Below are 22312 nucleotides of genomic sequence, written 5' to 3'. Positions count from 1 at the left end.
AAAAAACTCTTACCCCTTTTCAATGATTCGTTTTGTTTGATACCGATTAGCCCATGCTTTAAGCGGCTTTCTCAACGGATGAGGCGCACAAGTAGTAGTCGAATCAACGACTGGACCATAGATCAGATCTAATAAATGCCACGCTTGACCGCCACCTAACTGCATCGCAGACGTACAACTGGCACAATAAGTGACGATGTGATCGGTTTTAAAATCATGGACCCGTTTTTGCGCGATCTCTTTTGCTAGCGGCGGGTTTGAGACGCCACACATCCCGCCCATCCCACAGCACATCGTATTTTTTCCAGTCAACCGACTTTTTTTAACTTCATAGCCTAATTCCTTCAACAAGTAACGCACCGCTTCATGGATCTCAGGCATATCTTTGGTGGGACAAGAATCTTGGATCGAAAAAATGACATCACTGGCTTGCGCTTTACCTACAAATTCTTTTGGCAAACCCATTTCCGCCAGTTTCACCCACAAGGAGCTCGTCTTGAATTGATTTTCTTCTCGCATCACTTTGATACAACCTTGACAAGCTACGATCAGCTCATCGATCTCAGCTGCTTCGACTTTGTCCGTTAATTGTCCAAAGCGACGTTTGAATGCAGCTTGCTCACCGATCATTTTCGTCGGCTTACCACAACACGCTTGAATCACAGCTAGCTCTGGATAAATTTTTTTCAAATCCGCGATGACTTGCCCGACGCGTTCCGGGGAAGTGGAACTTAACGAGCAGCCCGCCATAAATCCGTATCTCATTTGTCCGCCTTCTTTCCTAGATTCCAACCACAAAACAAGCGGCTAGTAGAAAGCCACTGATGTACGCGGACACTTTTCAATTGTTTCAGCGGCAGTTTTTCTTTTGCTAAATCTTGCCGCATCGCTAAAAAGGCTTCGTCTAATTTTAGTTGCAACGGACACACCACCGTACAGCGACCACACAACAAGCAAGAATACGGCACGATTGGATCGAGATCTTCCGTTAAAAATCGGTCAAATAATTCTTGCGGATCATCACAATATTTTTGTAAAAACAGACAGTCTTTCATACAACGTTTGCATGACGTACAATTTTCAGCGATCAACTGACTGAGGTCGCGAGTTTTTTGCGAATATTTCATCGATGGTGTTCCTTTCTACTGGCCAAAGCCAACCAAAATTGCAACAAGCAAACAACGAACAAACAAGAACTGATCAAATAATAAATCGGTTGCGTTTCTAAATTGAAAAAAATTTGCCAACTGCTGAAAACTAATGTCATGATGATGAATAGCCCCGCTTCAAATTTTTTGTGGTGAACAAAGAACCAAACTGCCACCGCTACAAAAATTAAACTAAGCGGCAACAAAAATTTCGCGCCAAGACTTTGCATAAACTCTTCCTGATAAAAAGACACATTGCGCATAAAGCCTAGATGATTTGCATAAAGATCTGAAAGGAGATAAATCGCGCCGAGACAGCCCAACTGCAACCCGTGCACTAAGCCAAATAAAAATTTTTTCAGCATTAATTCAAGATCTTCACGTTATCTTTGTCCCGCGGATCTCCGACTTGGACAGGATACTTACTAGGGTCTTTTTGATGAGCTTTATCCCAGTCATACCACCCACCATCGAACAGTTTAACGTTTTGCCAGCCCGCTTGCTTGGTGATGAAAAAAGCAGTCGCAGCTCGCCAACCTGTCCCGCAGTAAAAAGCAACTTCTTTATCGGGGGTGATGCCCCACTTTTGCCAGTCCGCAAAAATATTCGTCGGATCTTTGACTGTCATGTCTTTGTTCACTAAATAGGCAACATCGGCACTTGTCTTGCTGGACTTCGCATAAACTGCGCCAGCTGGTTCACCCGCGTTTTTAATATAATCATAGCCACTCGTCTTACCGGTAAATTCTTTCCAGCTCCGCGTGCTAGCTAAGACTAAATCGGGATTTTGTTCTTTTGCTTTTAGCAGATCAGCTGAAGTTGAGATCAACGCTTCGGGACGACCTGGGACCGTGGCACCAAAATCAGTTGCGACTTTTGCTTTGACGTCACCTTTTTCCGTTTGATAATCCGCTTTTTCCCAAGCCTTCAAGCCACCATCTAAGATCTTGACTTGATCTACACCAAGCCAGTACGCGACAAAGGCAACACGGGAAGCCGCATTGACATCATCGGAATAAATCAAGACGGGCGTATTTTTAGTCACACCTTTTTTTAAAAAAGCCTTCGCACTTGTTTTAGCGGGTAAGATATTCCAATTATTTTTTTCTGTTTCGATTGCCATCGTATCAAGATGAACTGCATTTGGCAGATGCGCTTTGTGGTAATTTTTTCCTTCACCGTAAGACGCTTCGATCACCACCGTTTGTGGCTTTTCTTTTAATTGGGCTTTAGCTTGCTTAGCATTGATGAAAAAATCCGTCGCGGTGACTTCACCGCTTTTGACTAAATGTGACGTAGCCGCCTGACTTTCAGTACTATGAAACGTGACAACGATTGCAGTCAAAAAAAGACAACTTACAATTGCAGCGATTTTTTTCATGGGAATTCTCCTTTTTCGTTTTTAAGAAACAAATTTTTAGTTAAAAATTTCTACTGTTTCTCAAGCCGTATACCATTCCACTAAATAATTAAAGCGCTAAGTGGAACTGGCATCCTTTTTCGTTTTTAAGAAACAAATTTTTTAGTTAAAAATCAGCTCTCATAAACCTCGTTTGTTTTTTGGCGCTAGTCAGCTACCAAAAATTTTTACACACAAAAAAGAAACATGCGTAAATGAGCATGCTTTTCCCATCAAATAATCAACTGCAATCACACGTTGTCTTCAATCATTTTGAACACACTGATCCTATCGCATCGGGTAGGCTGTCCAGCAGCAGGAAAATCTGAAGGAAAAGATTTGTAAGTCGACTAGCTTAGAAACTCTAAGTGTATGGACTACTCAAAGTCATTGCTTGAACCATTTCATCATTTCCTTCACCTCCTGTTATCATGTGAATGTTTTCTCCATCGAGTATAACCAATCCTACCGACAGTCGCAATGTTTTCCCAAAATATTTTTATTTCTTTCTGCATTTCTACCGTTTCACTTCAAGACCGCTTTACAATAAAAAAGCAGGAACCTTAGCTCCTGCTCAAACTTTGTTAATCTGCGACCCAAACTGTTGAGTCATCTTTATACGGCCATTTTTTCGCGCCATTTTCCACGATGTACAAACGTGATTTAGCGATTCCTTCGTCAATCAAAAGTGAAATCGAACGTTTGGCACCACCGCCACCACCAGGACAAACGACATAGATCGGATTTTTTCCGTCTTTGAATTTAGGTGCCGCATCCACGACTAATTTTTCTAACTCTTTCGTGTCGACTGGATAAGCGGGCACGCTGATGGAACCTGGGATGTGTCCTTTGGCGAAATCTTTTTTCGGCTGGATGTCTAAGATTTGATAATTGGATGTGTCTTCTGTTTGGACCACTTTTTTCATATCAGCTGGACTGATAAATTGCCATTTGATATCATCATTTGCTCGATCTTCCGCGTTACTCTTTGAACAGCCACCTAGAACCACTAAAAAAGCGGCAAAAAAGACCAACATAACGCCCTTAAATACTTTTTTCATTTAAAAACACTCCTTCTGCTTAAAATGTTTGATGCGCTTTCTTACGCGCCCTCAGTATACCAAAACTTTTTTGCTACTAATAGCAGAAAAAGATTTTTTTCACAAGCTTTTCATTTTTGAGTAGTTTTTTATTTTTTCTAATTGGTAGCAAAAGCAAAAATAACTGATCCTAGCAAAAAAGACTTGTTCGCAACTAAGCAAAACAAGTCTTTCTGATCATTCATTTTCTAATTCATTTATGATTTCAAACATGAAAGTTTGATTAAATAATTCGTTCCGGCATCATCTGTTCTAAAAAACTCATAACTCCATTGCCAATTTTCAATTCGTCTAAGTCATAGCGATTCAATTTCCGACGAATCAGTTCTTCCTGATCGTTGAAGATTTTTGCTACAAAATGCGGATCGATCAACAATGACTGCCCCACCGCTGCTAAATCAGCAATCTGCAATAATGTTGTGATGTCTGCTTTAGTTTGCACATTTCCAACAGCGATCAATGGTACGCGTCCAGCGATTTTAGCTTGTAAATAAGCAATCATAGGTCGTTCATGGTAATCGGGGCTTTGTGCGATCCGATCGAACTGACTTAACGAAACATGTAAATAATCTAATGCTAGTTCGCTCAATTGATCAACTAAATACAACGTATCTTCAAACCGAATTCCTGGTGTTTCGATTTCTTCAGGGGAGAAACGATAGCCGACGATAAAGTTTTCAGCGCCGCTTTCTGCTACTTCCTGCGTCACGACTTGCACGACTTTTTCGATCAGGCGGAAACGTTTCTGCCGATCACCGCCCCATTGATCCGTTCGGCGATTTGAATGAGGAGAAAAAAATTGTTGCAACAAATACGTATTGGCACCATGAAGCTCTACCCCGTCAAAGCCCGCTTTAATCGCTCGTAACGTTGCTTGTTTGAAATTTTCGATTACTTGTTGGATCTCTATCTCACTTAATTCTCGTGGTGTCTCGGCGCCGGCGCGTTGCGCTGCCACTGCACTAGCTGAGACTGGCAGCTCGCCCCGTAAGACAGATCGATCGGTCATGCGACCGGCATGGAAAATTTGTAAAATGGCTTTCGTCCCATTTTTTTTGATAGCGGCAGCTAGTTTGGCTAAATTGGGGATTTGATAATCCGCTTCGACTCCTAATTCACCTTCCCAGCCTTTGCCATTTGCTTGAATGTTAGCCGCTCCCGTGATCACCATCCCGACTTCACCAGAATGAAGCGCATAATAATCGATTTCATCTTGTGTGACGACGCCATCATAAAAACTCATCTTCGTTGTCATCGGTGCCATCACGAGCCGATTTTTTACCGTCAACCCACGTTTAAAGGTTAAAGTTGTTTGCATCTCTGCCATATTATTCCTGCTTTCTTTTCCTAATTTACTTCATCCAGTTGCCAATTAATCGTCGCGACAGCTTTGAGATTTTTGCCTTTAACCGCATGCACAGAAGTCTCATTGATCTGCTTCAAAAAAATCCCAACTGTTTCTTGTGCACGGATCTCTTCTTCAAAACGCACCGTGATCGTGTGAGGGATATGCGTTTGCAAAAAATCTAACGGCAAACTATCTTGCCACCAATCATAATAATGACCATTAAAAACATGTCCATTGTAATCCAGCACACTAAACCGTGGCGTCACTTCAAAGTTGGGTTCAGTCGACAGCCCCTCAAGCTCCGTTTTGGCAAAACGTTTGATATGATCGCTTTTTTCTGCTTCAAACGCTGCACCCAATTCCGTGGGGATCATAACTAATTTGCGTGTTTTAAGATCCAGCAGTGACATAGCCAATTGGATCGTTCCTAATAGTTGCTGTTCGTCATTTAAAATTTCAAACTGCCAGTAAACAAAAAATCGATTATAACTTTCGACACTACCTCGAACTAAGATTCGATCGTGATAACGAGGATAAGCAGTGAATTCAGCTGCTGCTTCATCCACGATCCAATTGCCGCCGACACGTTGCAAATAAGCTTCATCGATTCCGACTTGCTCACCGAATCCATAATACACCGTCGTACACCATTCGATCAATTGACTCAACTTCACTCGCTTAAAAGCATCAACTTCAGGATACCCGACTTGAAATGCTCGTTCAAAAAATTTCATCGATTCACTTCTTTCTCTACTTTAACTTACTTCTATTCTACCTGTTATTGAAAAATTTCTCTGCTTTGAAAACTTTCTCCTTGCACTGGAACGCGTTCCACACTTTATACTAAGTTCGTAAACAAGAAGAGCGCCGTTCCAAACTGGACAGCAGCTTACTTGAAGCAGTAAAAATTTAAGGAGGAACTTACTATGAATACTTACGTAAACATCTTAACTGCCACCCATTCTGATTATTATTTTGCTCAATTGCAATTTGACGCTGACACTTTAGTGCTAAAAATCGATCAAGGTTTCAAACGTGCCTTGAAAAAAAAGATCCCGCTCGAATTCGTGGAAAACTTACAAGCAGATTTTTATCTTGGCGCAAAAACAGTCCGCTTTACCGTCAATGAAACGCAATATACTTTTTTTGAATTTGGTGAGAGTGTGATAGACTATTTACAAGAAAAACTGATGCTAAACTAGGTGGGATACTGTGACGACGATTCGCGACATTGCTAAAAAAACGGGATACTCGGTGTCAACGGTCTCACGGGTGTTGAACAATCATCCTTATGTGAGTGACCAAAAACGCCGCGAAATCTTAAAGGTGATCAAAGAACTGGATTATGTGCCCAATCACATGGCGCGCAATTTAAGCTACGGCCAAACAAAAAATATCGGGGTCGTCGTGCCTTACACCGATCATCCTTATTTTGATCAATTGTTGAGTGGGATCATCGAAGCCGCTTTTGCCCGTGGATTTAAAGTCACCTTACTGCCAACTAATTATGAGCCGCAGACCGAAAAAAATTATTTACAAGAGTTTGCGGCCAAAGGTTTTGACGGACTTGTCATCACTTCACGCGCCAATGAACTTGAGCTGATCAAACCTTATCAACATTATGGCAAGATCGTATTTTGCGAACAAGTTGCTGATTTTTCTTGTGCCTACATCAACCGCAAAGATTCTTTAACTGAAGCTCTCCACTATTTAAAAAATCAAGGCGTCAAAAAAATCGGGGTCACGCTTGGTCGTGATCAAAATATCAGTTACAACTCGCAGATCACCTTAGAACTCACCCGTAAATTCTTCCCTGACTTTACGATTGAGCAAGTCGCTTGGAATTGTTTCAACGAAGCAGCTGGTGTGACGGCGGGAAAACTTTTAGCCACCCAACACTGCGATGGGATCTTAACCAATAGCGATCTCGTTGCGGCTGGGATTTTGAAAAGTTATCCGGCGATCACAAAAAGTAAACTTATCGGTCGCGACAATTTGATCATCAGTGATTTTTTACACTTTCCCACGATCGAACACCATTAAAAAAAATGCGGCCAAACAGCGGTCGATTTATTATTTACCGAAGCGACTACCCGAGTCCCAGTTGGTTATGAGTTTATTATTCGTTAACAAAAGCTGAATAAATTCATTTGATTCACAAGATTTATAACTCTATATCTACAATGCAAAAAACGTGGTCACCGTTTATTAGTTAGTGACCACGTTTTAACTTTAAAATTTATCAAGGGTTAATTCCAACATAACTTTGATTTTACCATTACTTGTTAAATACGCCTCCAGTTAGCTTTCCGGCAATATCATGACTTTGTTATACGACTCCTCTTGATTCACAGTTAAGTTAAACGCACTCTGAATATCTTGCAATTTAAATCGATGGGAAATTAAACTTTTAAGCTCTATCTTGCCTTGCTCAATGAACTCAACTGAATGTACCCACTCTTTACCCGGAAATGGCGCAGAATAGGAATTCCAAAATCCTTTAATCTCATACTCTCGGCGGAAAATATTTTCAAACGCTCGTTGATGCAAAAGTACATCAGAATACGCAATCCCTTGATAGCCGATTTTCCCACCTTTTCGGGTTATCAATAAACATTGTTCCTCAGTAATTTTTGATCCCGCACACTCTAACGCAATATCCACACCCATATTGTTCGTCAGTTCAAATATTCTTTCTTCTAAAGGTTCTTCTAAGGAGTTGATTGTATCCGTGACCCCATATTCTTTTGCTTCTTCTAGTTTAAAAGGATCAATATCAATCCCGATAATTTTTTTAACACCCGCTAAACGCAACCATTGAGTGGTTAGAATCCCAATTGTTCCTAGACCGAATACGGCAACTGTATCTCCAATGTGAGGCTCAATCCCCATGACGCCATGCGCCGCCACAGCTAAGGGTTCAATCATCGCTGCTTCTTCAAAACTAATCTTGTCTCCAATGTTTATGACATTCGTATCTGGTACAACTGCGTATTCTTCGAAACCACCATAGCGGTGTGATCCGATCATTTGATAGTTCTCGCATAATTGGAACTTGCCTGCTTTACAATAGGGACACTCATAACAAGGGATAAAAGGTACCACAGTAACTCGATCATTTACACTTACATTTGTTACGTTTGATCCAACTTCCTCCACTACACCTGAAAATTCATGCCCTGTTACCATAGGCAATGCATATTTCCATTCCGTCCGCATTTTATGAATATCCGATCCACAAATACCTGCCGCCTTTACCTTTACAAGCACTTCATTTTCTTTGGGTTTAGGTTTTTCAATGTCCGTTACCTCAAATTTATTTAACCCTTCTAAAAGTGCTGCTTTCATAAAACAACATCCCCTTATCAAAATATAAATCCTTATTTTTAGAATTTCACCTACTTAATTAAAGAACCCCGGCAAATAATTGTGAAAACTTCAAAATAACCCAATTCAAGAAATTCCCCCCCATGTCTAGAGTCGATACCATCGTAGCACCCTTCGGAAACTTGTATACCCCTCTCATCATCTCCGTATGAACAGGAGCGAAGTTCGTCGCCATCCACAATGCGAAAGCGATTACAACAGTACCTGTAATAACAGATTGAACAATATTTGCTTTACGATGCGCAACAATCAAAGAAACGTAGAAAGGAATAGTGGCTAAATCACCAAAAGGCAAAACTTTATTACCTGGCAACACAACTGCTAAAAACAAGGTGATTGGAACTAACAATAATCCCGTTGCTAAGTTAGCAGGATGCCCCGTCGTAATGGCCGCATCCATCCCTAAGTAAATCTCGCGATCTCCCCAGCGTTTTTGTAAAAAGTCACGTGCTGATTCGGAAATAGGAATTAACCCCTCCATCAAAATCTTAACCATTCGTGGCATCAAGAACATGACGGCACCCATATTGATACCCATCTTCATGATTCCGCCGATATCATATCCACCTAAAGCAGCAATCGCAGCGCCAATAATGATTCCCATCATCATCGGCTCACCAAAAATACCAAATCTTTTTTGAATCGATTCCGGGTCAGCGTGTAATTTATTAAGTCCCGGAATTTTACTAATAAGTATGCCAATAGGAATACCTACTAACCCGAAGGCATCAGTAGAGCCAGTAGGCAGACTTACGCCTTCAAGCCCGTAAAACTTCGCTACTAATGGAGCCGTCTTATCCGCAATAATCAAACATGCGATTTCATAAATCACCGCACAAATAATTGAAAAAATCCAATTACCATTCGTCACAATATAACCCGTTGCTCCTGCTGCAATAAAATGCCAATAATTCCATAAATCAATATCTAATGTTTTCGTTACTTTCGACAGTAAAAGTGCTACATTCACAAACAAACAAATAGGGATCAAAACAGCAGAAACAGGAGCTGCCCACGCCGCTGAAGCCGCTGAAGGCCAACCAGTATCGATAACCGTTAAATGAAATCCAAATCTCTTTACCATCGCTTGGGCAGCGGGGCCTAAGTTGTCTGATAAGACACCAATAACTAAGTTAATTCCTACAAAACCAATACCAATCGTTAATCCTGATCTCAAAGCTTTACTAAAAGGCACTCTAAAAATTAAGGCAATAATCAAAATCATGATCGGAAGCATTACAGAAGGCCCTAAGTTTAAAACATACTGTACTACATCGTTGATCGCTTTCATCACTTCTCCTCCTCTCCATGTCTATCTCTCTGAAGCTGCCTTTCTAGCTATGTCTAAGACCTTTTGATCTAATTTATCCATCCCAACACCACTGATATAACCCAAAGCAGTAACAGCTGGAATTCTATATTCCGTTGGCAAAATAGTTGTTGAAATCAACATATCAGCGTCATCTTGTTTTGATGCAGCTTCCGCAATTTTAATTTGTTGTACATCCGCATCTACACCGTTTTCACTTAACAAATTTTCCACTTTTTGCATCACCACTGTCGAGGTTGCGATCCCGGCACCACAGGCAACTAAAACTTTGATCTTTTTCATGCTAAGTCTCTCCTTTAATAATTATTCTTATAAGTCATTTCTTTGAAAAATCTCGATTACTTCTTGCGGTGTTGAAGCCAATAATAATTCTGATAAAAGGCTCTCGTTTTGTAAAACACCCATCAACGATTGGAGCATGGCCAATTGTGCATGCGGCTGATTCAATCCTAAGACAAATTCGACATCCGACTCAACGATTTGATTACTGTCATCCATCCGTTTGAAAGGGATCTTATTGCCATTTGTAATGACTGCCACAAATTCATTCAACACACATTCTGCATCTGTATGTGGGATCGCAGCGCCGAGATTCACTAATTGGAGCCCGGTTGGAAAGTTTGCTTCCCGCACTTTGATCCGCTCTAGAAAATCATCGGTTACCCAGCCGAGTGATTTTGCTTCGTGATACAATTGTTCAAATAATTCCTCACTCGTTTTAAAGTCAGCTTGCACAAAAATAAGTGGCTCTTTGATATAGTCACTCAGCTTTTTTTCTTCTAGTTCATCTTTCATTTTCTTCATCACCCCTTTTTCACCTTCAAAAGCTCGGTCAAAACCCAGCAAAGCATTACTCATTTTTTTCAATACTTTGAGCAATTTCTAAAGTGACCAAATTTTCTTAGTTAATCAATCTCACATCCCCTTTCACAAGCACAGCTTATTACTAAAGCGCTTACATTTCTACTTATTTTGCTCCCAATTTATTTACTGTTATTTATGTAATATGGTACTCTAGATCCATCAGAGAATAGAAATAACAAAAATTGTGAATTAAAATCCTACACTTTATCGAAAAAATCAGACATTTTCCGCAGATAAACAGAACTTATCATATAGAAGATAATTTTTCTTGGATTTACTTCCAATCAAAGCAGATCGTTATTTTTATTTTTCTAAATTATTATCATCCGTAAAAAAGCAAATATCTCTTTTCTTATTTCACAAATTAACCGAACAAAAGAGTTCCTACGATATTTAGTGTTGTTACTCAAATAAGTACGGACACTAAATATCATAGAAACATTAAAATCCCAAGTTTCCTTCCCTCATCTCAAAAAAAAAATACTGCGGACAACTTTAGGGAGAAGTCGTCGCAGTATTTTTTTTGAGTTGGGCTACTCACCTGGTCCATTAGTCAATTGCCAATTGATCTCACCAGTATAAGGCGTATCTGTTTGAATGTTCGGATCAGGTGGAACTTGCAAGCTCAATTTATCTTGATCAGAAAAGGTGACGGGGATTTCACCTTTCTGTTGGCCATCGTAGGTATAGATCGGACTCGCGCTATCTTTTCCAATCTCAACTTTTTTACCAGCTTGATTGAAAAATAATTTTGCACCCAGCAAGACAGAACCATCTGTCGTTTGGAATTCCTTACTTAACGCAGCCGTGATCTGCCAATGATCTGAATTTGTTCCGACCCGAGTATTCACTACATCAAATGAAAAATCAGAACTTTGCATCGGTAACTCAACTGGTATATAAGGTTTCGTAATGTTCTTCCCAAAGGTAAAATTCGCGGGCACTTTCGAAAACTTGAACTCCTCGCCTGGTACATGGAAAGTGAAATTATTCAAGATAACCGGAGCTAAAGTCATCTGCGACTGACCATTTCCAGAATCAACGGTCACATTTGCCGCAAACTGTGGATGTAACGTCTGGATGTCGACTTTTTGGACTTGATCAACTGTGTATTGATAATTTACCGTGAGCTTGGCACCGGCTTTTAATTCTTCATTGACCAGAATAGTCATAGTCGAACCATCTGTCGTTGGTGTCACATCGACTTTTTTTCCGTTAACTTCAAACGTCAAACTATCTTTGACGTAAGTAGTATGATTCGGAATCCCAACTAAGATTTTTTGATTCGACAATTTTCCATTGGACATGTCATCAACAGTATAATTAACAGTCTCTTGCATTTTATTGCCCGCATAGGCTGTCAATTGATCGCCTGATTTTTTCGTATCAAGATCAGTCAATGTATTGGTACCTGAAATTTTTGGTACATCGGTCACGGTGATCATCGGTGTGTAAGGCATTTTTTCAGGAATCTGCCAGTTCCATAAGCTAGCGTCAGGATCGTAATCATCGACTAATTTAAAGTCGAAGAAGTACTGTCCTTTCGGTAGCGGCGGCAACATCATGGAAGCCGAATGTGTCGCCGTATTATCGGATGTATTTTTAACGTCCGCAAAGACTTTATCTTCATAACCTGCGATCGGTTTATTATTAGTGGCATCAATTAAGCGATAGTGGATCTGACCTGTTTTCAAATAAGGTGCTGTCCAACTAGCTTCGACCGGATAAGGCTGTCCAGCTTGGATCGCTGTGCCCGAAAAGATACCATGATCATCCACATTATTTTTCAAATTATCGATCGTCATCTCACCATTGTTTTCGTGTGCATCATTGACAGTCAAAGCAACTGGTGAAAGTGGCGTGCCTTGTGCATCATTCCCCGAATAAGTAATCGCAGTCGGCGTATTCAAGCCACTAGTTTTATTCGGCGTATGAGAAACATTTGCGCCAGCCGTTTCATTTTCTTTCGTATAATAATTTACGACGCGATCAAATCGATGGGAATCGGCTTGATCTAAATCTGCAAAGTCCCCTTCAGAAAGTTTTGGCGTCAATGTTCGTGCACCAAAGGAACCTGGCAAATTCAAATTACTGCCTGAGACGACTTCACTGTCATCTTTATTCGTATTAAATTCATTTTTATTGTCGACCGGAGAGAGATAACTATTCCATGTATCCACTGAAGCCGAGACGCGATTGCTAGGGATGATGTTGCCTTGACTGTCGAGTTTGGCGTAAACACGTCCAGACGGTGCCTGACCTAAAATTCCTACAGCCCCTTCATGAATCTGATCAGCGCCATAAAAATCAACGCTCATCGTAAACTTCTTATCTTGAGCGGGAGGAAACTTTCCTTTTGTCAACATTTTATTGGGAGAAGTATCATCCGTTGCACCCATTTCTGTCATTTTTGCAACATCAACGTTTACATTAAAATTGACTGGTAAACTTTTTTTCAAGCCGCCACTTACGATCAAATTCCAAATTCCACCCAATAAGTTTTTAGCGTTCCACGGGCGCAAAGTTAAGCGCAACGTGTGATCACCAATTTTTTCAAAATTATCTGATGTCAATTGGAAATCCGTATTTGCGATCTTTAAATAGGCTGTTTGATAATCGATGCTATTCAACACATCATCAGCTGTCACGTTTGGTGATAAGTTAACGTGGGCTACAAAAGAAAAACCATAAAGTGGTGCTGAAGCATAATTGCCGATTCCATCTGCAATATCTACTTGGTCAGACCAATTAACGTTAAATGTACCGCCTTTCCACGGATCACTTTGATTAGGCTCAGGCGTATATTTAGTTGTAAGAGACGGTTGAACACTTTTTGATTGTGAAATTGCCGTACCAGATAAATGTAAACCTAAAAAATTAAATTCAGTGCTTGGACTTAATGGTGCCGTGGGCCAAACCTTGGGCGCATCCGCTGCAAGTCCTCTCACCCCCACCAGCAAAGTCACAGAAAAAACGACTAAAGTCAGCAAGAGTTTAACTGTTTTTTTCATTCGTTTTCTCCTCCTTTGCTCGTTTGGTGATCACTAATAGCAAAATCAATAGCAATTCAATGCCTGCGACGATGTAAAGCCAATTGTCCTCGATACTCCCAGTTTTTGGATACGCATGAGCTAAACGATCGAGCAAGCTGTTCCCCGTTGAATCTGTTCCTTTAGTGATGGGATAGACCGCATTTTGATTCGGCGTATTTTGTGCCAGACCATTGTTTGACGTCGTGACAGCCGCATGCGAGCCCGGCTGATTTTGATTATTGCTTGACTGAGGATCTTCTTGCCCATGATCAATCGTCTGATCATTGTGGGGTACGGGGCTGGGATCAATAAATCGGATACCGGCAGTTGTCTCGATGGTTTCAGCAAAAGAAGTCAAGGGGGCAAACAGACCGGCAACCATTAAGCTAACAACGATTTTTCTGACTGTTTTCCCTTTCATCTTTTAATCCTCCTCTTTTTTCTTCCGTTTCAACAATAAGAAGATGATTACACCTAACGCTATGACCACAAGGATCAGCAAACCAATGATCAACCAATTATTATTTTGTTGTGGTTTGACGACAGAATCTTTGTTGACTGCCTCAGCTTTTTGTTTTTTCACCGTAAAGTCTTGATCGAATGTCCATTCATGACCCGCTTTATCTTTCGCTGTGACTTTCGCCGTATAATCACCGGCTTGCGCGGCTTGTTTATCCAATCCTAGATTCAAATGAAAATTTGAATTTGGAGCGACTAAGTAAGGATTCGACGTGTTTTTGATAAAGAGTTTATCTTTGTAGTAAATCTTCGTTGAAAACACGAGATCGCTGATGATCGTCGCCGTTGGATTTTGAAAGTGCAGCTGGATATTTGGAAAAGCATTAACCGAAGCCACTTTTGCACTTAACAATTTTAAATCAGGCGTGACCGGGTCTTTTGATTGTTGTAAAACGATCGCTAAATTGTAGCCGATTTTATTTTTGATACTGACACTATTGCCGCTACTAGAAGTTTTCGTCGTCTCCGCCTCTTTCGGACTGACATTTACACCGGCTAACACGCGGCCTTTGAAAGTTTTATTTGGCACTTTGATCGTGACGGGTACTTTTGCTTCAGCATTCGCACCGACTGTCACTTCATTATTTTCTAACGTCACTGCTTTACGCACATCAAAAGGCACTGTCTTATCTAACTTGGCATCTTTTTGCCCGTAATCGATGGTTCCACCATCACTGGTCACAGCTGGATTGACATTTACTTCGAATGTCCGCTCTTGAGCTGCGCCGTTATGTACAACTACATTGATTGTTTGTTCTTGTCCTGGCGTTACCAGCAAATCAAAATAACTAATATTTTTATCGATTTGATTATCTGGCAGCTCGGCTTTCACCCCGAAATCTCCAGGTGATTCTTCGACTGCATGGACGAATTGTGGCGCAGCTAAGGTCGTGCCAAAAAGCGCTAATAAAAGTATTAGGACTTTTTTACTTTGATTTACCATAAACGCATTTCCTTTCTAAAAGAGATAGTAACGGAAACAGTGATGCTCCCGTTACAGTAATTTATTTTATTGAACTGGTGAAGCGTTGATTGTCCAGCTAAGCGTTGAAGTAAAGTTACCAGCAGCTGCTTGAGGGACTGTCAACTTGATGTTATTAGGATCGTAAACAGATACCCAAGTACCGGCACCTTGACCTTTATCAGCTTTTAAAAGTGGTGTAGCACCAGATGCACTACTTAAACTAGCTACATCTAATGAAGTTGGAGCAGTGCCTTGAGTTGTCGTAGCACCTTTGACGCTAGCACTAGCAAAAGCTAATGAAGCTCCTGGTAAAGTTTGGCTACTTGCATTAGTAAAGTCACTCATTGCAACTGTTACGTTCCAACCTTGTGCTTGCCCATCTGTTCCAAGACCACGACGGTCAGAAGCTTGGACGAAAGGTGTTTTTGGTGTAACAGCATTATATGTTTGAGAACCAGATGCGATATCATGGGTACCAAAACTCAATTTAGGCGCCGCATCAAGAGTCAATGGACCGGTTTGACCAGTACCTGGGTTATCTGGATCAGTACCTGGTTTTGATGGATCTGTTGGGTCAACGGGTTTTACGTTGTCGTCTGGTTTATTGAATGTCACATCACCAGTTGTTTTTGATGGTGTTGGAGTTGCTGGTGTTGCTGGTGTTGGGTTTGTGGCTGCTGAATCATCTGCCGCAAAAACAGAAAGCGGAGCTAACAAACTTGTCGAAAACAATCCGACGGCTAATAACGCAAAGTATTTTTTCTTCATAACTACTTCACTCCTTTATCTTTATGCCTTCATTTTAATTTCTTTTCTGATGTGTGCCTGTCATAAAATTACAACTGTTTGAAATATCGTGACAATTTTTATTTTTTTTTATAGCAAAAGACCAAAAACAAATAAAAATTTGCTTTTGGCCTCTTGTTCAGCAGTTAAAATTTTGTTAAAGCAAGCAGTGCTAAATCTCGTAAATAATGACTCTTGCGAGCTAAGAGCGGGCTAAAATAATATTCGGCTTCCAAAATATCTTGCACCGTTGATTTTTGTTCAATCAACATCGAAATCAAATTGATCAGACTCGTTTCTTCAAATTCACTGAGCAGTTGTCCGCCAATCAACCGTTGTGAATTTTTTTCGAAGACTAATTTCAACCAAAGTTTTTTCCCGGTTCGTTCGTTGAAACCATGATCGGTAAATTCTTTTTCTACTGCGATCGTTGTTAAATTATAATAAGGCGCTTGGTCTTCTGTAAAGCCCGTGCTTCCAATGTAAAGTCCCCACACTACTGACATCGTAGTCCGTTGCATCGGTTTGAAAATCCGACGATTGCCAAACACGATATTTTCCGCGGCCAGTGTTCCCGTGATGATCGCGCCGGATACTAACGGAACATATCGGCGTTCATCGCCAGCTACCGGCACACTGATCAAGTCCCCGATCGCATAAATCTTTTCATCACTCGTTTGCAAATAGTCATTAACTTTGACCGTACCATCTGCATCCAAGTCTAATTGATCTTTAACGAGCTGACTGTTGGGCCGAGCATTGACGGCGTAGATTACTAGATCCGTTTTGAAACTTTCTAGCGGGGTCACGACCGTTAATTTTTTAGCGGTACTGTTGATATCCAAAACTGGTGTATCCAATTTCAATTGAACATTTTTTGGCATTCGTTGGCTGATCTGGCGTGCGGGTTCTTTATCATAGTAACGAAATAATAGCGTATCCATCCGTTCTAAAATCCGAATTTTTTTAGCTTGGGTACTCAAGGCTTCCGCTAACTCCACCCCGATATAACCTGACCCGATGATCGTGATATCTTGCGCGTCAGAAATTTTCTGTAAGACCTGTTGTGATTCAGCTAAATTTTTATAGGTCAGAACTTGCTCCGCGATTTTTTTCGAATGAAATGGGAGCGTGAACTGACTGGAACCTAAAGCTAAAATCAAATAGTCATAACTCAAAGTCTGCAATTCAACTTTAGCCGGTGTGTGTTCTTTATAAGTGACTGTTTGCTTAGCTGGATCAATTTTTGTAGCTGTTGCGTTTAAGACCAAGTGGATTTCTAACGCTCGGATCTCTTCTGGCGTATCCACAGAGCCTGCTGCTAAATCTGCCAGTTCACCTTTTAAATAGAGGTTGATGCTGCTGGCTACAAAACTTACAGTCGAAGTTTTTTCTAGTACGACGACGTCCATTTCCGGCGCAATTTTTTTTAACGTTTTAGCGGCTGTGATCCCAGCATGGGAGCCTCCGACAATGATCGTTCGCACTTCACTCACTCCCTTTCGTCTTCACGAATTTTTCTTGGATCAGTTGTTTGATTTGAGAAATCTCCTTGTCTGAAGCAATATCCGTCAGCACAAAAAGTTCATCGGCCGCAATCGTTGGGGTCACGATGTCTGAATTAGTCAGCAATAAATCATAGACTTTACCGCTTTTGGCTTCTTCAACGTAAATGCCTTCACTTTGCAACGTATCTTGTAAATACAATAGCAATGTCTCGCGCATCAGCTCGTCACTGTGATGGTCAACTCCAATATAGACCTTCTGACGGTATTTACGCAAAAAATAAGTCAGCAACACACTAAGCCGCATAAATAAAGTTGCTTCCTTACTGCCATGACGATCAAACGGCTTGTCTAATAACTCATAACATGCCGCTACAAGTGCAATACTTTCACGTTTGATATTTTGGCCGGGGACCAAACTCTCCAACTCAAACATACTGGTCCGATCAAAATATACATAGGCCCCTTCAAAATATAAAAGATATAAATTCAGCTGCAAGATCGAATATTTTTTGATTTGCTGATCATGCTCGCTGAAATTTTTAGAAACTAAGAAACGATCAAAAAAAGCTAATGTCATTTGATTCAGTTGATTGATCGGCGCTTTTGGATCAGCTAATAAGCGTTGCTGTTCAAAAGATTCATAGGTCGCCGCAAAAAAATCTGAATTATACGGAATGATCGCAAAGCTATGGACAAATAAATACAGCAACACGATCTCCGTCTCATCCCAAGCAAAGCTGTATCGGCTGACATAGCGAAAAAAGATCTCGCGAATCGCCTGGTAGCTTTTTTCTTTGATCAGTGCTGGTACCAATGCTTGCAGGTTTTGGGTCGCACCACGTTGACCACTAGCTAGACGACGTTTCGTCACGCGCAAGATCAAGAAAAAACGCTGATATTCAAACGGCTTGAAACGCGTCTTTAAACGAGTCTGAATGATTTGAAGCAGATTTTTGATATCTGGATCGATATTTTCAGCGACTAATTGTTTAAAAGGCGTCGCCCCAAAAAACAATTGAATGAAAAAATAGCGGATCTGAGATTCATTTCCCTGTAAGCGACCACGTTTGATTTTCAAATTAAATTCCGCTAACACTTGGTTCAATTCTTTGATGCGCCGATAATAAGACGACTCGCTTAAATAAAACTGAGTCATCACAGTCGGCGGATCTAGCTGATCTTTTTGATAAAGCTCTAGTAGCAATTGATAATTCAAAGAGCCTGCTAAAAATTCAAAATAAAAATCCGTTACATTAAAAGCCGGATCGATCTCCAATACTTCCCCTAACGCTTGCTTTGTCCAAACTAATTCTGGGTGGCGGGCCGTTTTATACTTCAAGGCTTCTAGCTGGCTAGTCAGATATTGTTTTGACCCCTCAACTTGTTTCAACAGATCTTGAATGTTCAGTGGGACATGCTGTAAAGCAAATTGTTGAAAAATTTGATATTGCGTTTTTTCGTTGCGATCTAATAGTGAATCGACTTCCACCACGCTCACCTCCACTTGCTTTGATTATACCAGTTAGCCAATATTTTGGATGAAATCCCTGTGTCTTTCCGCTAAAAATCTGGTAACGTTTTTTTACTTTCCAGCTCAAACACTTAATTGGCAGCATCAGCTAAAATTTGTTATAGTAGCCCAATCAAATTTTTTTGAGGTGAAAGTATGTCTTTATTGATCGTTTTATTTGCGGCCTTGATGATTCCTCTTATCATGGCACGCTTTCGAGTCACAACCGTTCCCACGGCGATTGCTGAGATCATTGTCGGGATCATTTTAGGTCAGACAGGATTCAATCTCGTTCAAACCGAGGCGGATAATTTAAATTATTTAGCTAGCTTAGGAGTCATCTTACTGATTTTTCTTTCTGGTATGGAAATCGACTTTGATCTGTTCCAATCAAAAAAAACGACGCCGGCTGAAACCGTCAATCCGTTGAAGATCGCGATCGGCGCGTTTTTCAGTATTTTCGTCAGCTCGCTAGTCCTAGCCGAATTGTTAAACGTCACCGGATTATTTACCGATCGCTGGCTAGCGACGATTTTATTTTCGACGATCGCACTGGGCGTTGTGATCGCGGCACTCAAAGAAAAAGAGTTGCTCAGTAAGCCATATGGACAAGCGATCTTATTGACCGCCGTTTTAGGTGAAGTCATCCCGTTACTCGCCCTTTCAGTGTATGCCAGTTTAAATGGCGGCCATGCAGGGAAAATCTGGTTGATCTCCTTGATTTTTTTAGCGGCGATCATTTTATTGAAACGGTTCCGCGGGATCTATCGTTTTTTCAATGATATCGACAAAACGACGACTCAGCTAGATATTCGGCTAGCCTTTTTCCTCGTTTTTACTTTAGTAACGATCGCTGAAACAGTGGGTGCTGAAAATATTTTAGGCGCTTTTCTAGCGGGGATCGTCATGAAATTATTACGTCCTCGTGAAGCGACACAAGAAAAATTGACTTCGATCGGTTACGGTTTTTTCATTCCGATCTTTTTCATTACGACGGGCGCAAAATTAAACTTGCGAACACTTTTGAGCGATCCTCATACGATGCTTTTGATCCCGCTGCTCTTTCTCTTTTTTATGCTAGCTAAAGCCGCGCTTGTTTTCGTTTTTCGAAAACATTTTTCCAGTGCTAACGCCCTAGCTGGTAGCTTTTTATCGGCCACGACGATCACGCTTGTTTTACCAACTTTAAAAGTCGCGCACAATCTACAAGTGATCACAGAACAACAATCCGGTGCTTTTACTTTAGCCGCCGTTTTGTGCTGTATCGTCTCACCGATTTTGTTCAATCAATTTTTCAAACCGCAAGATGAAGCCAGTGTTAAAACCCGAGTCACGTTTATCGGGACCAATATCTTGACGGTCCCTGTCGCGCAACAATTAGCGAAAGGCTGGTACGAGATCGACATGTACACCGACTTGCCGGAAAATTACCGCACTTATAACAGTGAAGTTCCCGTCCACCTGTTGGATCAACTTGATGAGCAAACACTGCGTACAAGCGGTGCTTTTGAAACAGATATTTTAGTTTTGGGTTATTTGGATCATGATTTGAATTACCAACTCGCTCAACTAGCAGTCAAACAAGCAATTCCTCGGGTGATCGCTCGCTTTGAATCCCACAATGTCCAAGATGAAAAATACGATATCTTAAAACAGCAAGGGGTCGAACTGTTTAATACCTTCGAAGTCAATCTCAGCTTGCTACGGGAAATGATCGAGTCACCGACAACTTTGAAAATGTTAAAAGATACCGAATCCGGTCTATTCGAGATCGCCGTCTTCAATCGACGCTTTACCGGCATCCCATTACAACAGCTGCCACTGATTGATGAGATCACCATCAGTCGCATTTATCGCCACGGAGAATTTATTGCGCCTCGTGGTGATACGATCATTGAATACCAAGACCATTTGATTTTTACCGGCAATAAAAAAGCTATCAGTGAACTCCGGCAAAAATTGACGGTCGCCAATTAATTGCTTGAAATAGCAAAAGTGCTTCGACTGCGGAATCATCATTGCAGTCGAAGCACTTTTTATTTAGTATTCAAGATCCCCATAAAGAGGATGAAAACGAAAAATAAACCATACATGATCGGCGAAACTTCTTTGCCTCGTTTAGCTGCCAGCATCGTGATCGGATAAAAAATAAAGCCTAGTGCGATCCCATCTGAAATGCTGTAAGTCAATGGCATCCCTAATAAAATCAAAAATGAGGGAATGGCGATCTCCATTTGATCCCATTTGATCTCACGTAATGATTGTGCCATCAAGACCCCGACGATGATCAAAGCTGGTGCAGTAACTTGCGAGGTCACGACTGAAAGCAGCGGTGAAAAGAACAAACCAAAAATAAAGAAGATTCCTGTCGTTACAGCCGTCAACCCGGAACGACCGCCAACTGCGATCCCGGCTGAAGATTCAACGTAAGCGCCAACGGGTGAGGTTCCTAAAAGCGAACCGGCTAACATCGCAGTCGAATCAGAAGCTAAGGCTTTCCCGACCCGCGGCATTTTATTATCTTTCATGAAGCCTGCTTGGTTAGCTAATCCAACTAAAGTCCCCGCGGTATCAAAAAAGGTGACTAGTAAAAAGGTTAGCACGACGACCCACAATTGTACTGTATTGATCTTTGGCACATCTTTTAAGGCCACTAAAAAAGTTGGCGCTAAACTAGGGGCACCAGAAACGAATTTCGTCGGCAGCGGGATAACGCCCGTAACTAAACCTAATAACGTCGAAGCGACCATCCCGATGAAAATACCGCCCGGAACTTTTCGCACCATTAAAATCGCCGTCACCACTAAACCAAAAATCGTGACCCACGTACTCCCGACTTGAAATGAACCTAAGCCAACTAACGTTGATTTGTTGGCGACGATGATCCCACCTTCGCTTAATCCTAAAAAGGCGATGAACAATCCAATTCCGCCTGAGATGGCAAATTTTAAATCGGCTGGGATCGCGTCAATGATCAGCTCGCGTAATTTGAAGATCGTGATCAAAATAAAAATCAACGAGGCAACAAAAACACCCGCTAAAGCTGTTGACCAGGGAATATTCATCCCGATACAGACTGAATAAGCAAAAAAGGCATTGATCCCTAAAGCTGGAGCGGTCGCGATTGGATATTTTGCTAAGATCCCCATCAATAGACAGCCTAACGCACTTGCTAACGCTGTCGCCGTGAAGACCGCACCTTTGTCCATTCCAGAAGCACCTAAGACTGACGGATTGACGAATAAGATATACGCCATCGAAATAAACGTCGTAAAACCAGCCAAAATCTCGCGCCTGACTGTCGTCCCTAGTTTCTCGATTTCAAAGTAAGAAAGAATCGATTCTTTCATGTTTTACTTCCTCCTATTTAAGCAGATCGTTCGTAAAATCCACTTCAAATTCTCAAACAACGAGGAC

Annotated in this window: 20 protein-coding genes and 1 pseudogene; 3 read left to right on the top strand and 18 right to left on the bottom strand. The window is 41.2% G+C overall.

Annotated features, from left to right (window positions below; genetic code table 11):
* Nucleotides 1-9 precede the first annotated feature (9 nt).
* The 7 genes from GVJ38_RS07510 to GVJ38_RS07480 form a co-directional block, all read right to left on the bottom strand.
* On the bottom strand, nucleotides 10-765 hold the full coding sequence (locus tag GVJ38_RS07510; protein WP_159722561.1) for a (Fe-S)-binding protein: 756 nt from the start codon (nucleotides 763-765) through the stop codon (nucleotides 10-12).
* Nucleotides 762-1127: a 4Fe-4S dicluster domain-containing protein gene (locus GVJ38_RS07505; RefSeq protein ID WP_159722560.1), complete on the bottom strand. Its 366-nt coding sequence runs from the start codon at nucleotides 1125-1127 to the stop codon at nucleotides 762-764. The genes GVJ38_RS07510 and GVJ38_RS07505 overlap by 4 nt, the downstream gene beginning before the upstream one ends.
* Complete coding sequence (locus GVJ38_RS07500) at nucleotides 1124-1513, bottom strand: hypothetical protein (protein ID WP_159722559.1); 390 nt, start codon at nucleotides 1511-1513, stop codon at nucleotides 1124-1126. Before GVJ38_RS07500 ends, GVJ38_RS07505 begins: the two co-directional genes overlap by 4 nt.
* Nucleotides 1513-2529, bottom strand: a complete 1017-nt coding sequence (locus GVJ38_RS07495) for a sulfurtransferase (protein WP_159722558.1) — start codon at nucleotides 2527-2529, stop codon at nucleotides 1513-1515. Before GVJ38_RS07495 ends, GVJ38_RS07500 begins: the two co-directional genes overlap by 1 nt.
* A gap of 602 nt (nucleotides 2530-3131) precedes the next feature.
* Nucleotides 3132-3608: a rhodanese-like domain-containing protein gene (locus tag GVJ38_RS07490; RefSeq protein ID WP_159722557.1), complete on the bottom strand. Its 477-nt coding sequence runs from the start codon at nucleotides 3606-3608 to the stop codon at nucleotides 3132-3134.
* 262 nt (nucleotides 3609-3870) lie between these two features.
* A complete protein-coding gene (locus GVJ38_RS07485) occupies nucleotides 3871-4974 on the bottom strand; it encodes an NADH-dependent flavin oxidoreductase (RefSeq protein ID WP_159722556.1) in 1104 nt (367 codons plus the stop codon).
* A gap of 20 nt (nucleotides 4975-4994) precedes the next feature.
* The gene (locus GVJ38_RS07480) at nucleotides 4995-5729 is read right to left on the bottom strand and encodes an acyl-ACP thioesterase domain-containing protein (RefSeq protein WP_159722555.1); all 735 of its coding nucleotides are present in this window, start codon (nucleotides 5727-5729) and stop codon (nucleotides 4995-4997) included.
* A gap of 192 nt (nucleotides 5730-5921) precedes the next feature.
* Here GVJ38_RS07480 and GVJ38_RS07475 point away from each other — a divergent pair, with 192 nt between their 5' ends.
* Complete coding sequence (locus tag GVJ38_RS07475; protein WP_159722554.1) at nucleotides 5922-6197, top strand: hypothetical protein; 276 nt, start codon at nucleotides 5922-5924, stop codon at nucleotides 6195-6197.
* Between the two features lie 10 nt (nucleotides 6198-6207).
* Nucleotides 6208-7125: pseudogene (locus tag GVJ38_RS07470) on the top strand (LacI family DNA-binding transcriptional regulator).
* A 171-nt stretch (nucleotides 7126-7296) separates the two neighbouring features.
* On the opposite strand, the gene GVJ38_RS07465 reads toward GVJ38_RS07470, so the two are convergent.
* From GVJ38_RS07465 to GVJ38_RS07420, 10 genes are all read right to left on the bottom strand, one after another.
* The gene (locus tag GVJ38_RS07465) at nucleotides 7297-8343 is read right to left on the bottom strand and encodes a galactitol-1-phosphate 5-dehydrogenase (protein WP_159722552.1); all 1047 of its coding nucleotides are present in this window, start codon (nucleotides 8341-8343) and stop codon (nucleotides 7297-7299) included.
* Between the two features lie 58 nt (nucleotides 8344-8401).
* Nucleotides 8402-9673, bottom strand: a complete 1272-nt coding sequence (locus GVJ38_RS07460; RefSeq protein ID WP_159722551.1) for a PTS galactitol transporter subunit IIC — start codon at nucleotides 9671-9673, stop codon at nucleotides 8402-8404.
* 21 nt (nucleotides 9674-9694) lie between these two features.
* A complete protein-coding gene (locus GVJ38_RS07455; protein WP_159722550.1) occupies nucleotides 9695-9994 on the bottom strand; it encodes a PTS sugar transporter subunit IIB in 300 nt (99 codons plus the stop codon).
* Nucleotides 9995-10021: 27 nt separating this feature from the next.
* Nucleotides 10022-10516 carry a PTS sugar transporter subunit IIA gene (locus GVJ38_RS07450; protein WP_235032847.1) on the bottom strand — a complete coding sequence of 165 codons (495 nt, stop codon included), beginning with the start codon at nucleotides 10514-10516 and terminating at the stop codon, nucleotides 10022-10024.
* Between the two features lie 593 nt (nucleotides 10517-11109).
* Complete coding sequence (locus GVJ38_RS07445) at nucleotides 11110-13587, bottom strand: hypothetical protein (protein ID WP_159722549.1); 2478 nt, start codon at nucleotides 13585-13587, stop codon at nucleotides 11110-11112.
* Nucleotides 13571-14029, bottom strand: coding sequence for an LPXTG cell wall anchor domain-containing protein (locus GVJ38_RS07440; protein WP_159722548.1), 459 nt, complete (start codon nucleotides 14027-14029; stop codon nucleotides 13571-13573). Before GVJ38_RS07440 ends, GVJ38_RS07445 begins: the two co-directional genes overlap by 17 nt.
* A gap of 3 nt (nucleotides 14030-14032) precedes the next feature.
* Nucleotides 14033-15070, bottom strand: a complete 1038-nt coding sequence (locus tag GVJ38_RS07435; RefSeq protein WP_159722547.1) for a DUF916 and DUF3324 domain-containing protein — start codon at nucleotides 15068-15070, stop codon at nucleotides 14033-14035.
* A 66-nt stretch (nucleotides 15071-15136) separates the two neighbouring features.
* Nucleotides 15137-15859, bottom strand: a complete 723-nt coding sequence (locus GVJ38_RS07430) for a WxL domain-containing protein (protein WP_159722546.1) — start codon at nucleotides 15857-15859, stop codon at nucleotides 15137-15139.
* A 164-nt stretch (nucleotides 15860-16023) separates the two neighbouring features.
* Nucleotides 16024-17364 carry an FAD-dependent oxidoreductase gene (locus GVJ38_RS07425; RefSeq protein ID WP_159722545.1) on the bottom strand — a complete coding sequence of 447 codons (1341 nt, stop codon included), beginning with the start codon at nucleotides 17362-17364 and terminating at the stop codon, nucleotides 16024-16026.
* A 1-nt stretch (nucleotide 17365) separates the two neighbouring features.
* Nucleotides 17366-18874 (bottom strand): helix-turn-helix domain-containing protein, encoded by a 1509-nt coding sequence (locus tag GVJ38_RS07420; protein WP_159722544.1) that lies wholly within the window; start codon nucleotides 18872-18874, stop codon nucleotides 17366-17368.
* A gap of 177 nt (nucleotides 18875-19051) precedes the next feature.
* On the opposite strand from GVJ38_RS07420, the gene GVJ38_RS07415 reads away from it, so the two are divergent.
* Nucleotides 19052-20872 (top strand): cation:proton antiporter family protein, encoded by a 1821-nt coding sequence (locus tag GVJ38_RS07415; protein WP_159722543.1) that lies wholly within the window; start codon nucleotides 19052-19054, stop codon nucleotides 20870-20872.
* 59 nt (nucleotides 20873-20931) lie between these two features.
* On the opposite strand, the gene GVJ38_RS07410 is transcribed toward GVJ38_RS07415, so the two are convergent.
* A complete protein-coding gene (locus GVJ38_RS07410) occupies nucleotides 20932-22245 on the bottom strand; it encodes an NCS2 family permease (protein WP_159722542.1) in 1314 nt (437 codons plus the stop codon).
* Nucleotides 22246-22312: the final 67 nt, after the last annotated feature.

Origin of the sequence: Enterococcus sp. CSURQ0835 (assembly GCF_902706605.1) — a bacterium.
In the GTDB taxonomy this organism is placed as follows: domain Bacteria; phylum Bacillota; class Bacilli; order Lactobacillales; family Enterococcaceae; genus Enterococcus_A.
Note: the sequence above shows the minus strand (reverse complement) of the source record. Positions and strands in the feature narration are given on the sequence as shown.